General features: G+C 65.8%; 12 protein-coding genes. 8 read left to right on the forward strand and 4 right to left on the reverse strand.

Annotation, left to right across the window (positions count from 1 at the left end):
- Positions 1 to 21 precede the first annotated feature (21 nt).
- The 3 genes from ACWDTF_RS05690 to ACWDTF_RS05700 are packed head-to-tail and all read left to right on the forward strand — an operon-like array spanning position 22 to position 2,116.
- Positions 22 to 642, forward strand: a complete 621-nt coding sequence (locus tag ACWDTF_RS05690; RefSeq protein ID WP_240855335.1) for an AIM24 family protein — start codon at positions 22 to 24, stop codon at positions 640 to 642.
- 8 nt (positions 643 to 650) lie between these two features.
- Positions 651 to 1,358: an AIM24 family protein gene (locus tag ACWDTF_RS05695; protein ID WP_449754088.1), complete on the forward strand. Its 708-nt coding sequence runs from the start codon at positions 651 to 653 to the stop codon at positions 1,356 to 1,358.
- Positions 1,355 to 2,116, forward strand: a complete 762-nt coding sequence (locus tag ACWDTF_RS05700; RefSeq protein ID WP_433257051.1) for an AIM24 family protein — start codon at positions 1,355 to 1,357, stop codon at positions 2,114 to 2,116. The genes ACWDTF_RS05695 and ACWDTF_RS05700 overlap by 4 nt, the downstream gene beginning before the upstream one ends.
- 273 nt (positions 2,117 to 2,389) lie before the next feature.
- Here the strand turns inward: ACWDTF_RS05700 and ACWDTF_RS05705 are convergent, their stop codons facing one another.
- Entirely contained in the window at positions 2,390 to 2,887 is a 498-nt protein-coding gene (locus ACWDTF_RS05705) for a nucleotide exchange factor GrpE (protein WP_449754089.1), read from the reverse strand.
- 65 nt (positions 2,888 to 2,952) lie between these two features.
- On the opposite strand from ACWDTF_RS05705, the gene ACWDTF_RS05710 reads away from it, so the two are divergent.
- The 3 genes from ACWDTF_RS05710 to ACWDTF_RS05720 all read left to right on the forward strand — a co-directional run bounded on the left by ACWDTF_RS05710 (position 2,953) and on the right by ACWDTF_RS05720 (position 7,572).
- The gene (locus tag ACWDTF_RS05710) at positions 2,953 to 4,629 is read left to right on the forward strand and encodes an Hsp70 family protein (RefSeq protein WP_355274132.1); all 1,677 of its coding nucleotides are present in this window, start codon (positions 2,953 to 2,955) and stop codon (positions 4,627 to 4,629) included.
- Between the two features lie 9 nt (positions 4,630 to 4,638).
- The gene (locus ACWDTF_RS05715; RefSeq protein ID WP_449754090.1) at positions 4,639 to 6,735 is read left to right on the forward strand and encodes an Ig-like domain repeat protein; all 2,097 of its coding nucleotides are present in this window, start codon (positions 4,639 to 4,641) and stop codon (positions 6,733 to 6,735) included.
- A gap of 75 nt (positions 6,736 to 6,810) precedes the next feature.
- Complete coding sequence (locus ACWDTF_RS05720; RefSeq protein WP_449754091.1) at positions 6,811 to 7,572, forward strand: TerD family protein; 762 nt, start codon at positions 6,811 to 6,813, stop codon at positions 7,570 to 7,572.
- A 209-nt stretch (positions 7,573 to 7,781) separates the two neighbouring features.
- Here the strand turns inward: ACWDTF_RS05720 and ACWDTF_RS05725 are convergent, their stop codons facing one another.
- From ACWDTF_RS05725 to ACWDTF_RS05735, 3 genes are all read right to left on the reverse strand, one after another.
- A complete protein-coding gene (locus ACWDTF_RS05725; RefSeq protein ID WP_240855321.1) occupies positions 7,782 to 8,936 on the reverse strand; it encodes a DUF475 domain-containing protein in 1,155 nt (384 codons plus the stop codon).
- Positions 8,937 to 9,064: 128 nt separating this feature from the next.
- Positions 9,065 to 9,640, reverse strand: coding sequence for a TerD family protein (locus ACWDTF_RS05730; protein WP_240855320.1), 576 nt, complete (start codon positions 9,638 to 9,640; stop codon positions 9,065 to 9,067).
- Positions 9,641 to 9,746: 106 nt separating this feature from the next.
- The gene (locus ACWDTF_RS05735) at positions 9,747 to 10,679 is read right to left on the reverse strand and encodes a quinone oxidoreductase family protein (RefSeq protein WP_240855561.1); all 933 of its coding nucleotides are present in this window, start codon (positions 10,677 to 10,679) and stop codon (positions 9,747 to 9,749) included.
- A gap of 105 nt (positions 10,680 to 10,784) precedes the next feature.
- On the opposite strand from ACWDTF_RS05735, the gene ACWDTF_RS05740 reads away from it, so the two are divergent.
- Positions 10,785 to 12,509 carry a plasmid pRiA4b ORF-3 family protein gene (locus ACWDTF_RS05740; protein WP_240855318.1) on the forward strand — a complete coding sequence of 575 codons (1,725 nt, stop codon included), beginning with the start codon at positions 10,785 to 10,787 and terminating at the stop codon, positions 12,507 to 12,509.
- 200 nt (positions 12,510 to 12,709) lie between these two features.
- A complete protein-coding gene (locus tag ACWDTF_RS05745) occupies positions 12,710 to 14,728 on the forward strand; it encodes an aconitate hydratase (RefSeq protein ID WP_449754092.1) in 2,019 nt (672 codons plus the stop codon).
- Positions 14,729 to 14,986: the final 258 nt, after the last annotated feature.

Raw genomic sequence — 14,986 nt, forward strand, 5'->3', positions numbered from 1 at the left:
GAGGATCGAGGTAGAGGTGACGTGCAGCTAGTCCAACGCTCCAAGAGGGTCATCGAGGCCAGGCTCAACAACACCGCCGTACGGGCTCTGAGCGGCTCGATGGTGGCTTACGAAGGTCAGGTCAACTTCAAATCAGCCGGCTTCGGCGGCGGGGCCGGCGTGATGGCCGGTCTCAAGCAGCGCGCGACTGGTGAGGCGCTGTCGTTGATGGAGTGCGCCGGACATGGTGTCGTGTACTTCGCGCACGACGCCGCGGAGGCCACCATCATCGAGATGACGGGCGACACCCTGCAGGTCGAATCCGAACAGCTGATGGTGCTGAACGGCAATCTCAACACCAACATCACCTTCGCCGGCCTGCGCGGCGCATCGTCGGGGCAGGGCCTGTTCACGACGACGGTGACCGGACACGGCCAGATCGCACTGCTGTCGCGGGGCGGCCCGCTGATCCACCTCGAGGTGTCGCCCCAGTACCCGCTCGTGGTCGACCCAGACGCGTTCGTCTGTGCGCGCGGCAACCTCAACCAGTCCTTCGTCACCGACGTCTCGTGGCGCACCGTCATCGGGCAGGACGCCGGCGAGGCGTTCTCGCTGCGCTGGGACGGTACCGGCGTCGTCTCCATCCAGCCCGCGGAGCGGTAGGAGTAGCAGTGTTCACCAAGGTCAACAGCAAGGTCGTCTCGGTCGACATCGGCCAGACCGGACCGGTGGTCGCCCGCAAGGGCGCCATGCTCTACTACACCGGAAACGTCCTGTTCCAGCCTCACCAGATCGCCGGCGCCGGGGGCGGCGGATTTGGCGGAGGGTTTGGGGCGATGGCCGGCCGCGCGCTGGCCGGCGAACACGAGTCGACGATGATCGCGCAGGGAAATGGCAAGGTGCACTACGGCTTCCGTGGCATCGAAGTGCAGATCGTCGACGTCGGGGCGGTCGGCGGAATGATGCGCGTAGAGGCATCACGTCTCCTCGTCTACGCCGCCAACATGCAGGCATCGGTGGTGTCGGTCGCCTCCTCGGGCGGCGGCGGCGGTGGAGGCGGGGGCGGCGGCCTGCTCGGCTCGCTGCGTTCGGCCGCGGCCGGTGTGGTCACCGGCCAAGGCATGTTCACCACCCAACTCTCCGGTGGCGGCTCGGCGGTGATTCTCGGACATGGCGGGGTCTTCGATCTTCAGGTCACGCCGGACAAGCCGGTCATCGTCGACCCGCAGGCCTTTGTCGCGTCGGCGGGGCAGATCAACACCAACCTGAAGTCGATGGTCAGCTGGCGCAACGTCGGCCGAACCGGTGGTGAGGCAATGCAATTGGAGTGCACCGGCCATGGAGTGGTCTTCGTGCAGGCCTCGGAGGAGAAGCTGTGAGCGAGCTCAACACTGTCTGGAATCCGATGAACTTGCCGTCGGACGACAACGTCCCCGGCAACAACTACAGTTTCGCGATCGACCTCAACGCCCCCTGGTTCCTGTCCAAAGGTGCGATGATCGCCTACTACGGCCAGATGAACTTCACCTCACTCACGCACGGCATGCAAGGCCAGATGCTTCAGATGGTGGCCCAACAGTTCTCTGCGCCACTGTATCTCGGGGACTACGTGGTGGCCGAAGGTCACGGAAAGCTGATCATCGGCGACCGCGGATACGACATCAACTCCTACGACCTCGAGGACGGCAACCTCACCATCCGGGCGTCGAATCTGCTTGCCTTCCAGCCGAATCTGACCCTCAACCAGTCGATCGTGCCGGGCTTCCTCACCCTCATCGGGACCGGCAAGTTCCTCGCCTCGTCGAGCGGACCGGTCATGTTCGTGGAGCCGCCGGTGCGTGTCGATCCGGAGGCGCTGGTCGGGTGGGCCGATTGTCCTTCGCCGAGCCACCACTTCGATCAGGCATGGGTCAACAGCTTCATCGCGGCCGCCGGCGCCCGATTCGGGATCAACTCCGGCGAAGAGCGTCAATTCGACTTCGTCGGCGCCGGAACGGTTCTCGTGCAATCGAGCGAGAAGGTGCGCAACGACAAGTCAATTGTGCAGACGATCCGCGGTCAGCTCCCGGGCCTCTCGGCACCCGGTCTGCAGCAGATCAACCAGGAGATCACCGCGCAACTCGGGCAGCATCAGTAGGTAGCGAGCTGCTCCCAGATCCAGCCGTTGCCCTTTCCGCTCCCTGAGCTGAGGTGGGTGTCCCACACGCTCTCATCCGCTGCCTGCCTGGGTGGGTGCCCCTACCGCTCCCTGAGGTGCCTCGAAGGGCTGGTGAGTTGACGTCGCCACGGCCTTCGAGGCTCGTCGACTTCGAGACGCTCCATGCTCGTACCTCGCATGGGGCTCCTCAGCCCGGCGGCTTGCGCTCCTCGCACCTCAGGCAGCGGGTGGGCAGTAGAGGGCGAGCCGTGGCTACACGTACACAGTCACCATCGCCGGCCGCACCGACCGTCCGGCGACCACGAGTCCGGGTCGGATCATCTCGGCCACTCGGCCTTTGGTGGCAGATGCATCGCCCGCCGATAGCGTGTCCGCCGCCTCCATCACGGCGACGTCGAACTCGTCTCCGGCGCACGGGTTTATGACGGCTCCGTCGCGACCGACGATGAGTCGCTCCAGGCCGTCGCGCAATGCAGTGAAAGCGGCGGCCTCGCGCTCGGACTCCGCCGATCGTGCACACACATCGGCGTCCGTGTACAGCGCGAACAGGTCGACGAGCAGCGGCCTGTCGGAGGCTTGCCCGCCCGAGCGCGCCTTGTCCGACGCGACCAGACGGTCGAGCGTGAGTGACTGCCGCGTCACGACGCGGGCGAGGTCGGATACCTGCTCGGCGAGGCGGTCGATGGGCTCGGAAGCGGCCACTTCCGCCACGAGGGATTCGGGTGCCGATGGATCCGCCGATTCGGTCATTCATCGAGCCTACCGGCCTCGCACCGAGGAGCCCGCAGCGTCGATGCGCTGCTAGCATCCGTCTCGTGGGCGTCTATGGAATCGACTTGGGCACGACAAATTCCGGCATCGCCACAATCGGCGCCGACGGCAGGCCCGAGGTCATCTCCGGACTCAGCGGCTCGGTCACCACCCCGTCGGTTGTCCTGTTGACCTCGGCCACCGACCACGTCGTCGGTGAGGGTGCGCGCCGCCAGGCCCGCCTCGACCCCGACAACGTCTGCGCGCTCGTGAAACGACGTATGGGCGACCCCGATTGGCGGTTCGTCGCGCACGGTCAGACGTGGTCGGCGCCGGCCATCTCGGCGCTCATCCTCAAGTCGCTCGTCTCTGATGCGGCGTTCGCGGGGGAGAAGGTGGAGCGCGCCGTCATCACCGTGCCCGCCTACTTCGGCGACGAGGAGCGGCGCGCCACGATTCAGGCGGGGAACTACGCGGGCATCGACGTCGCCGGTGTGCTCTCGGAACCGATCGCGGCCGCCTTGTCGTACGGATTCAGCCGTTTGACCGACGGACTTGTCGGGCGTACGCCCGACGAGACGGTTCTCGTCTACGACCTCGGCGGTGGCACGTTCGATGCGACCGTGATCGAACTCGCCGATCGGCGGATCTCGGTCCTGGCGGTCGACGGGGATCATCAACTCGGTGGCGCGGACTGGGACGAACGCATTGCCCTGCACCTGTCGCGAACCTTCTGCGCCGAACACCCCGACACCGAGGACCCGCTCGACGACTCGGCCGGGTCGCAGAGTCTGGTTCTTTCTGCCGAGCGTGCGAAACACGAACTGACCGAATCGGATTCGACGTCCGTCGTGGTTGCTCACGATGGTGCTCGCTCGGTCATCACGCTGACGCGCGCACAGTTGGAGGAACTGACCGGCGGGCTGCTGCAGCGCACCGTCGACCTCACCCAATCCTGCCTCAAGGCGGCACGTGCGCGGGGGGTCGACCGCGTCGACCGTGTGCTGCTGGTGGGTGGGTCGTCGCGAATGCCGATGGTGGCCAACGCGATCGGCAAGGCACTGAACATCACCCCGGAGTTGTCCGACCCCGACCTCGCTGTCGCGCGGGGAGCCGCGATCTACGGTGACAAACTCGAAATCGAACGTCTCGTGACCGCCGATCTGCGCACGCGGGGCAGGCTGACCGACGGTTCCGGCGCGCTCGAGGCGAATCCAGCCGACGTGGAGGACTCGTGCCGCCGCGTCGCCGACGCGTTCGGGCTGCCCGTCGCCGGGGTGCGCCGGATGCTGGAGATCTCCGTCGACACGGTGGTGTCGCGTGGCTTCGGTGTCCTGGCTGTGGGTGGACGGTCGGGTGGACTCGAGGCGACCTGGCTGGTGCACCGCAACCAGACCCTGCCGATCCGGGTGGGCCGTTCCTTCGGCACCGTTCGGGCAGATCAGGATCGGATCAATCTGACCGTCCTCGAGCAACTCGGACAGCAGGCGACGCCCCGTCCCGAAGATGCCAAAGTGCTCATCGAGGGCACCATCACCGACATTCCGCCCGGCTACGACGAGGGCAGCGAGGTGCGGGTGACCTTCGAGATGGGATTCGACGGGGTGCTGCATGTGCGGGCCCATCACGTCGACGCCGACATACCACTGACCCTGAGCGCCAAAACCGGTGCGACGCTGTCGCAGTCGGAGGTCAACCGCGAACTCGACCAGGTGCAGCGGTCGCGGCGTCGGGACCGGTGAGGCAGACCGGTGCAGCCGTTCGTCGCCAACGACTATCGTAAGCGTGTCCTCGCCGCGGTCGATCGCCGCGGTGGTGTCGATGCCTCCGATCCCTTTGAGCTCTACGACATTCCGCTCGACGAAGCCGAATCACTCACCGATGCCGAGGTCAGCCGCCGGATCGACGAGGTGTGGGCGTTCTGGCAGAAACAACGCGACCATCCCAAGTACCGTGTCCTGGTCGGTCAGCTCGTCGCCGAACACGAACAACGCAGTGAGTCACTGCGTTTCGCCAACCGGCGGTCCGCGCTGGCACGCACCGTCACGGCGACCCGGGACCAACGAGATGCGGATCGATTCGAGTTGCTGGACAGCGCGATCGAGCGGCTGATGCAGCGTCACGGAGGCATTCCGGCGTCGAAGCGGTCGGGACTCGACGACATCGGCGCGATGGGTGGCCTGACGCCGGCCGAGATCGCGACACGTCTGCGGCGCTACCGCATCCTCGACGATTCGTCGGCGTTGACGCCGCTACCCGCCCCGACGCCGGAACTCAGCTCGGCACGGCTGGAACAGATTGCCACGCTGCTGGGCGAATTCGACCGTCTGCAGGTCGACGAGCGCACCCCGACATTGCTGTCGTTGCTGCGCCTGACCCTCGACGACGCCACCGATCTGGACGAGATCGGGAGACGGACAGCGCAATTGGGGGAACGGTCGCGCGAACTACCGGCCGGCCGGTTGCGTGCCGTCGTCGACGAACTGCTGGTGCACATACGGGAGATCCTGCTCGGTGATGTCGGCTTGGCGCGCGCGTATTCCGCAGCCGTGATGACCAGGGTCCGATCCCATCTCGAGCCTCGTATTCGTGCTGCTGTGCTCGTAGAAGACGAACTGCTGGAACATGATCGCGAGTTTCTGGTCCAGGAGGCGCTCTCGTTGGGCCTCGGCCCGGTCGGTGCGCGAGCGATGGTCGACGAGATCGCCACGGATTTCGGCGCCGCGGCACCCAAGCCGACGGTCGAAGCCCGGCCGGCGGTCGGGCCCGAACCGGCGCGTCGATCGAGGGAGTGGGAGGCTCCGCTGCGTTCGGCGCGCGCGATGCTGCGTCAGGGCAAGCCGGTGGCGGCCCGGACGCTGTGCCGCGAGGCACTCGACCTGGCGGGCGACGACTCTGACGCGATCCGCCAGATCCGTTCGGTGACAGAGGAAGTCGAGAATCTGCTGGCCGATGCAAAGGCGCGTTGGCGACGTGCACTCGACGATGCGGGAGCCGACCGTCACGTCGCAGCGTTGGCGGCGCTGGATGAGCTTTCGCGCACGGCATCGGACATCGACACCCTCGACGTCCACGGACCCCAGCTGAGTGCTGCGCTGGAGGTCTCCCGGCGTGCCGTGGCTGCAGCGGAAAGCGTTGTCGCGCAGTCGAAGGCCGGAGGAGTCGGCCCGGCAGTACTGGCCGCTGCTGCGCGCGCCTGCGCCGACCACCCGGAACTGGCGCGGATGACCGCGCAGGTCAGCGTCGAACCCGCGACCGATGTGCGTGTCACGGTGCTCGGTGGCGTGGCCTGCCACATCACGTGGCAACCGTCGGCGACGCCGGGCGTGGTCTACCGTGTGCTCCGGCTGCGGGCCGACGGATCGTCGCAGACCGTGGGTCGCACATCGGCAACCGAACTCGAGGACGGTGGCGCGACGCCCGGGGCGGTGCCGCCCTCCTACGGCGTGGTCGCGCTGCTCGGTGGATTGTCGTCGGATATAGCCCGTTCCGACGGTGGGGCTGCCGTCGCGAGAGTCTCCGAATCACGGAGTGCGCCTTCGAGTCCCGACATTGTGGTCCGGGGTGTCGTCGACGGTCGACTCCGTTTCGACTGGCCGGTCGGGGTCACCGAGGCCATGGTGGTCATCCGGCCCGACCAGCCGCCGTCCGACCCCGCCGACCCGCAGGCCCGCGGAACCAAGATCACCAACACGCGGTACGAGATCGACGGTGGCTTTGTGCTGCCCGCCGGTGCGCGCCATGTCGCGGTCGCGAGTTGTCGGCGCGACGAACGTGGAGCGCTGCACACCGCAACAGCTTTCGGGCCACAGGCGAGGGCTGTGGTCGATTCATCCAGATTGGAGTGACGAACAGAGAAGTCGTCGTCGAAACATCAGTACCGTTGACATAACTCAGCAACCGATACGCGAAGGATCGCAATCATGGGCATCGACTACACCAAACGTCCGAAGGCGCAGCCGGCACCACCGCCGCCGCCTCCCCCCGTTCAGCCGTATCAGCAGCCGCCGGCCCAGCCGTATCAGCAGCAGCCGTATCAACAACAGCCCTATCAGCAGCCGCCGGCCCCGCAACAACCACCCGTGTCGCTGTCCAAGGTCACGTTGACCAAGTCGGCGCCGAGCGTGTCGCTGACCAAGCAGGGTTCGACGACCGGGCAGATGCGGGTCAACCTCAACTGGACCTCCGGGTCCAAGGGTGGGCTGTTCAAGCGGTCGGCGGGCGTCGATCTCGATCTGGCGTGTCTCTGGGAGTTCAACGACGGTGACCGAGGCATCGTGCAGGCGCTGGGAAATTCGTTCCAGGCGCCTTACGACGGCCAGCCCATCATCTACCTCGACGGCGACGACCGCTCCGGTTCGGCCGTCGGCGGCGAGAACATGTACATCGATCTCTCCCAGACCCACCGCATTCGCCGGGTGCTGATCTTCGCCTACATCTACGAGGGCGCACCCAACTGGGCGGCCGCGAACGGTGTTGTCACCCTGTTCCCGGCCAACGGCCCGCAGATCGAGGTCCGGCTCGACGAGTCGGATCAGGGCGCCATCTCCTGCGCCATCGCCCTGCTGGAGAACCGCGGTGGCGAACTCATCATCAACCGCGAGGTCCGCTACATCCGTGGTTCGCAGTCCAAGGTCGACGAAGCCTACGGCTGGGGCCTGAACTGGAAGGCCGGCCGCAAGTAGGCGGCGGCTTCCTCCCGCTGCCTGTGGGTGGTCGCCCTCCCGCTGCCAGAAGGTGGTCGCCCTCCCGCTGCCTGAGGTGTGAGGAGCGCTAGCGACGAGCCTCGAAGGCCCTGGTGAGATGACATTGTTGTCTCACCACGACCCTTCGAGGCTCGCTTCGCTCGCACCTCAGGGAGCGGTAGGGACCCCTCGGTCGGTTTCCGGGACGGTCAGGCCGGTGCGTCGATCTCCGACGGCTTCGCCTCGTCGTCGCCGGCCTCCTCGCGCCGCTTGCGCAGGACGCTGGAGGTGAACGCCGCTCCGATCAGCACCACGCCCACCAGGCCGGTGATGATCTCGTTGACGTGTGTCCCGATCGAGTACAGCAGGATGACCGCCAGTGCGCCGATCGCCCAGTGCGCACCGTGCTCGAGGTACACGTACTCCGACAGGGTGCCCTTGCGGACGAGGAACACGGTCAGCGAACGCACGAACATGGCGCCGATGAAGCCCAGGCCGAGCGCGATGATGATCGGGTCCGCGGTGATCGCGAAGGCGCCGATGACACCGTCGAACGAGAACGACGCGTCGAGGACCTCGAGGTAGAGGAACAGGAAGAATCCGGCCTTACCGGTGGCCTTCGCCAGTTCCGTCGGGCCCGACCGCTTCGTCTCGGAGGTCGCGCTCTCCTCCGACGCCTCGCCATCTTCGTCGTCGTCCTCGGTCTCGATGTTGAACAACTCACCGAGCCCGTTGACCGCGATGAAGGTGATCATGCCGAGCGCGCCGGCGATCATGACCGTCGACACCTCGTCTTCGGGTGCGATCCATGTGGCCGTGATGACCAGCAGGCTGGTGGCGATGACGACCTCGAGCATGTCGAGCTTGCCGATGCGTTCCAGCGGCCGTTCGATCCAGGTCAGCCAGGTGATCTCCTTCTCCTCGAGCACGAAACCGAGGAAGAGCATCAGCAGGAACATGCCGCCGAAGGCCGCGATCTGCGGATGGGCGTCGGTGATGATCGTCTCGTAGCTCGGATCACCGTTGGGGAAGTAGGCGGCGTCGTCGGGCGGCGGGTTGAGTGCGAGGTCGAGTGCCTGGACAGGGCCCAGTCCCGACGCGAGCCAGACGATCACCAGCGGGAACACCAGACGCATGCCGAAGACGGCGATCAGGATGCCGATGGTGAGGAAGATCTTCTGCCAGAACTCGCTCATCCGGCGCAGGACGGTCGCGTTGATGACGGCGTTGTCGAAGGACAGCGACACCTCGAGGATGCCGAGGATCACGGTGAGGAAGACGGCCTGCCACCCGCCATAGAGGAAGGCGACGATGATGGACAGAATCGTCACGACAATCGAGATGCCGAATATTCGTATTACCAAGGTGTACAGGGCCTTTCATCGAGGCGAACGGTCGGTGTCAGAGCCCTCGCGGATGGAATGCTCTCGGAATGCGCCATGCCGCACCCGAAGGTCGGGTGCGGCATGCGCGGGCACTGCTGCGGAGTCGATCAGACGTTGACGCCGAAGTCGCGGGCGATACCCGCGAGCCCCGACGCGTAACCCTGGCCGACAGCGCGGAACTTCCACTCGGCGCCGTGACGGTACAGCTCACCGAACACCATGGCGGTCTCGGTGGAGGCGTCCTCGGAGAGGTCGTAGCGGGCGATCTCGGCGCCACCGGCTTGGTTGACGACGCGGATGAACGCGTTGCGCACCTGGCCGAAGGACTGGCTGCGGGCGTCGGCGTCGTAGATCGAGACCGGGAAGACGATGGAGTCGACGTTCGGCGGAACGGCCGCGAGGTCGACCTTGATCGCCTCGTCGTCGCCCTCACCCTCGCCGGTCAGGTTGTCGCCGGTGTGCTCGATCGAGCCGTCGGGCGAACGCAGGTTGTTGAAGAAGACGAAGTGCGCGTCCGACAGCACCTTCTTGTCGGCGCCGAGCGCAATCGCGCTGGCATCGAGGTCGAAGTCGGTGCCAGTCGTTGTGCGCACATCCCAGCCGAGACCGACGAGCACCGCGGTCAGACCCGGGGCCTCCTTGGTCAGCGAGACATTGCCACCTTTGCTCAGGCTAACGCCCATTACGAGAACCTCTCTGTTTCGTGTCCACATTGTGTGGTTTGACGCTCGGACGCCACTCTATGTCAGTTCGCTGCGGGGGATCCTCCGCAGATACTTGCTGAATGACTCAGGTGGTCAGGACGACCTTCCCGCCTGCATGGCCGCCGGCCACCAGACGCAGCGCCTCGACAGCGTCCTCGAGTGCGAACGTCCGAGCGACTGGCACCACCAGGTCACCCTGTCCGGCGAGGCGAATGAGATTGGATCGCACCGAGTCTCGGAACAGCTGACTTTCGGGCTGGGCGCCACCGAGCGCGATGAATCCGTCGGCGGCGGCGCGCCGGGGTGCGGCGATGGTGACGATCCTCGACCGGTCGTCGACGAGTTCGAGTGAGGCGTCGATCGCGTCGTCGGTGCCGGAGGCGTCGAGTGCTGCCTGGATGCCGAACGGCTCGGCCGCCTCACGTATGTGGTCGGCGAGACCCGGGCCGTCGTACGAGACAGGCACGCCGCCGAACTCGCGGATCCGGTCGAAACCCGCAGGACTTGACGTCCCGACGACGCGGATGCCGCGCAGTCGCGCCAGTTGCAGGACCGCGACCCCGACTGCGCCCGACGCGCCATGCAGCGCCGCCGTCTCGTCACGATCCAAAGATGCGGCCCGCAACATGTCGGCGGCGGTGCACCCGGCCAGTAGCAGCCCGGCCGCTTCGTCGAAGGTCAACGACGCCGGCTTGGCGAACACCTTGTCGGCGGACACATTCAGCGCTGTTGCGTAGCCGCCGCGAACCCGGAAGGCGAGTACATCTCCCCCGATGTCCACGGAATCGACCTGGGGGCCGACGGCCTCGACCGTACCCGACACCTCGTACCCGATAGGCAATGGCAGCAGCGTCGAATCCGATTCGCGTCGAACGTGTTTGAGATCGGCCGGGTTGACTCCCGCGGCGCGTACCGCGATGGTCACCTCGCCTGGGCCTGGTTTGTCCAACTCCTCGTCGACGAGTGCGAAGTCGCCGAGACCATCGAAACCCGTTGCCACCCAGCGTTGTGCTCGCAACCGATTCACCACCGTGGCGTCGAGGTCGCACACTTGGTCCACATCCCTCGAGGATAGTTCCCGAGCCGCGAAAGAACCGTCGAACATGGCTTACCCTGGGCGTCGATGAGCTCGAAGAACAAGAAACCCAGGGGCGCCAAGCGCGCCGAGAAGTCGCGTAAGCGCGCCGCCCGGCGCAACAACGTCATTCCGCTGCGGCCCGGTGCCGACAACCTGGATGCCCTGATGGATGGTTTCGACGACTGGCTCGAAGAGACAAACTTCGAATCGGACGTCGAACGCCGTGCCGATCTGGTTGCGGCCGTCCAATTTCTGTACGAAACCCTCAGCCAGTCGCAACCCGGGTTGTCGATCACCGACTGGTCGTCGGCCGAGGACCTCGACGCCGCGTTCGACACGGCTGAGTTCATCGAACAGAACGACGTGGGCGCTCCGCCGGCCGTGGTGTTCATCTTCGCGCTGCGTGTGTTCGTCGACTTCCTCGTCGCCACCGGGAAGTGGACGGGCGGCGAAGATGGCGCCGACTTCGCAATGGGTGCGTGTGAGGGGTACGTCGCCGACAAGATGGACATGCCCACGAGCGTCGAGGTCCCCGACGTCGAACCGAACCTCGAGTTCGCGGAGCTGTCGGCGACACAGATCGTGCTCTGGCTCGACGCGCTGCTCGACTGGATCGGGCCGGGGCAGCCGACGACGGAAGAGTCGTTGCCAGAGCCGGAACTCTTGCCCGAACTCTTCGAGACGCTCGGCGTCGACCCCCCCGAAGAAGAGCTGACCTCGTTGAGCGGTCACCCACTCGAGTCCCAGGTGTGGGATCTTGCGGAGGCCATCGGGTTGATCGAGGCCGACACCTCGCAGGTACGACCAGGTGAGTTCGCCGAAGACTGGCGCCCCGAGGCCAACGGACTCACAGCGGCTCTCGACATACGGCGTCGCGCAGTGGCTGCCTCGGTGACCTTCTTGCTCACCGACCCCCGGATTCCGAGCGACGAGCCCGACGAAGTGGTCGCCCGCATCGTTTACCAGGGGCTGATGCCGGTGAACATACCGTTGGAGGCGATCGACGAGATCGAAGAGGAAGACGAGTTGCTCGGTGCGCTCGTCAAGGCACGTCTGACGGCGATCCTCGTGGACGGTTGGCTCGTCATCGACGACGACAAGTACGTGGTCCCCGAGGCCCTACGACCGGCTGTGTGGGCGGGATTCCCCGACTACCTCAATCCGGAACTGGGGAACGACCAAGCGATGATCACCGTTCGCGCCGACATGCCCGGGATCACGCCGCCCGTCTGGCGCACGCTGCGGCTGCACTCATGGGTGCGCCTCGACGAACTGCACGACGTCCTGCAGATCGTGTTCGACTGGGAAGATGCCCACCTTCACCAATTCATCGTTCGCCACACCGGGCACGTGCATCGGTACATGCCCGAGCATGCGATCCGACAGGGACTGCACCCGGCTGCGGATACCGAAGTCGAAGAACGTATCCGAATTGGCGAGTTGCTGGCCGCCCCAGGCGACGAACTGATCTACGAGTACGACTTCGGTGACGATTGGACGGTCCGGCTCGTCGTCGAGCAGATCGAGCAGATCGAGCCGGAGAACGACGATCCGTCGGCCACAGTGCTCGACGGCTCAGGGACAGCGCCGTTCGAGGACGTCGGCGGTGCGGGCGGTTGGGACGAGTTCCTCGAAGCGATCAACGATCCCGAACACCCTCGCTACCAGGAACTCCGTGAGTGGACGGGAATGCCCGAACGCATCCAACTTGACCCGACCCTGTTCGACGTCGCCGACGTCAATCGTCTTCTCCTCGATCCGGACATGTGACCGAACCCTGGCGACGGGTAGACGAGCCTGACACCATGAGGTGAGGTCACGGATCGAGCGCCCAGTCCGACGCCGCGATTCGCGTAAGGGTCCAGCCCCGGCCCGTCCGCCGGCGACCGAGAAGAAGCAGCGCTCGGTCCGACGTCGTCTGTGGTGCGCGAGAGGTCGCGGTGACGCGTGAGGACGGCCGAGGACCCGACATGTCAAACGAACCTCGAAACATCGCACAGAAACTCATCGGAGCACACCTGGAGTCGGGTGAGATGACACCCGGATCCGAGATCGCGATCCGCATCGATCAGACCCTGACACAGGATGCGACGGGCACCCTGGTCATGCAGGAACTCGAGGGCCTCGAGCTCGACCGGGCACAGACCGAGGTGAGTGTGCAGTACGTCGACCACAATCTGCTGCAGACCGACGAGAAGAACGCCGAGGATCACGACTATCTGCGAACCGCTTGTGCGCGTTATGGATTGTGGTTCTCCAAGCCAGGTAACGGTGTCTCGCACCCAACGCACATGCAGCGCTTCGGAATTCCCGGCAAGACGATGGTGGGATCGGATTCGCACACACCTGCTGCGGGTTCGCTGGGCATGCTCGCGATCGGCGTCGGCGGGCTGGAGGTCGCACTGGCGATTGCCGGGCACCCACTCAACATCCGCATGCCGGAGATCTGGGGAGTGCGCCTGGAAGGCGAACTGCCGCAATGGTGTTCGGCCAAGGATGTCATCCTCGAGATGCTGCGCCGCCATGACGTGAAGGGTGGGGTCAACCGCATCATCGAGTATCACGGTCCGGGGCTGGCCGGGCTGAGCGCGATGGACCGCCACGTCATCGCCAATATGGGTGCCGAACTCGGAGCCACCACCACCGTCTTCCCCAGCGACGACGCCGTGCGCGAGTTCCTGCGGGCCGAAGGGCGCGAGGACGATTGGGTCGAGCTCGTCGCCGACGACGATGCGACCTACGACGTCGAAGACACGATCGACCTGTCCGAGATCGTGCCGTTGATCGCCAAACCGTCGTCGCCCGGGAACGTCGTCCCGGTGTCCGAGGTTGCCGGAGAACCGGTGTCGCAGGTGGTCATCGGGTCGAGCGCCAACCCCGGTCTGCGCGACTTCGCCATCGCCGCCGCGATGGTCGAGGGCCGTCAGACGCTGGGCGAGGTCAGCTTCGACATCAATCCCACATCACGCGAGATCCTCGCCGACCTGACCACGATGGGGGCGACGGCGAGTCTCGTCATCGGTGGTGCGCGTATTCATCAAGCGGGCTGTATGGGCTGTATCGGTATGGGTCAGGCACCGGCGACGGGTCGAAACTCGTTGCGCACCATGCCCCGCAACTTTCCGGGACGGTCGGGGACAAAGGAGGACGCGGTGTGGCTGTGCTCGCCGGAGACTGCCACGGCGTCGGCCCTGACCGGGGTGATCACCGATCCGCGCGACTGGGCGCGCGACGTCGACATGGCCTACCCCGAGTTGGCATTGCCCACCGAACATGCGATCAACACCGCGATGCTGGTGGCGCCGCCGGATGCCGACGAGGCACTGGAGATCGAACCGGTGAAGGGCCCCAACATCTCCAGCCTGCCCGAGCTCGACGACCTCCCCGACGAGATCGAGGCCCCGGTGCTGCTCAAGCTCGGTGACAACATCTCCACCGACGAGATCTCACCGGCCGGAGCGCGGGCGTTGCCGTTTCGTTCGAACATCCCGAAGCTGGCGGAGTTCTCGTTCACCCGCGTCGACGAGACTTATCCCGATCGGGCTCGGGACGCCGAAAGCACCGGGCACATCATCGTCGGCGGTGAGAATTACGGTCAGGGTTCGTCACGTGAGCACGCCGCGATCGCGCCGCGCCACCTCGGTCTGCGCATGGTCATCGCGAAATCGTTCGCGCGCATCCACTGGCAGAACTTGGCCAACTTCGGTGTTCTCGCAGTCGAATTCGACGATCCCGCCGACTACGACGGCATCGACCAGGACGACGTGCTCCACGTCGAGAATCTGCGCGATGTGCTCGAATCCAAGGACGAGATCAGCGTCCACAACGTCACCAAGGACACGACATTCACGGTGCGACACCGGTTGTCGGCGCGACAGGTGGCCGATGTCCTCGCGGGAGGCATCATTCCGCGGCTCGCGGCCGAGCATGAGTCGGATCACCAGGAGGCGCGCGAGACGACCGTCGCGACCAATCCATCCGCTTCCTGAGGCGCACGAGACCATCCGCTGCCTGAGGTGCGACGAGCGAGCGAAGCCCTGTCCGGTGCCTGAGGTGCGACGAGCGCTAGCGAAGCCCTGTCCGCTGCCTGAGGTGCGACGAGCGAGCGAAGCCCTGTCCGCTGCCTGAGGTGCGACGAGCGCTAGCGAGGAGCCTCGGCCCCGGTGACCGTCGCTACGGGGTTGACCAATTGCCTTGTCTCACCGGCCCTTCGAGGCTCGCAGGCTCGCACCTCAGGGAGCGGACAG

The organism is Gordonia sp. NPDC003422, from assembly GCF_053588675.1.

Excerpts from the sequence above, each read along its gene's own strand:
- ACWDTF_RS05705 (WP_449754089.1), bottom strand. The coding sequence starts at position 2,887 with ATGACCGAATCGGCGGATCCATCGGCACCCGAATCCCTCGTGGCGGAA.
- ACWDTF_RS05720 (WP_449754091.1), top strand. The coding sequence starts at position 6,811 with ATGGGCATCGACTACACCAAACGTCCGAAGGCGCAGCCGGCACCACCG.
- ACWDTF_RS05730 (WP_240855320.1), bottom strand. The coding sequence starts at position 9,640 with ATGGGCGTTAGCCTGAGCAAAGGTGGCAATGTCTCGCTGACCAAGGAG.
- ACWDTF_RS05740 (WP_240855318.1), top strand. The coding sequence starts at position 10,785 with ATGAGCTCGAAGAACAAGAAACCCAGGGGCGCCAAGCGCGCCGAGAAG.
- ACWDTF_RS05745 (WP_449754092.1), top strand. The coding sequence starts at position 12,710 with ATGTCAAACGAACCTCGAAACATCGCACAGAAACTCATCGGAGCACAC.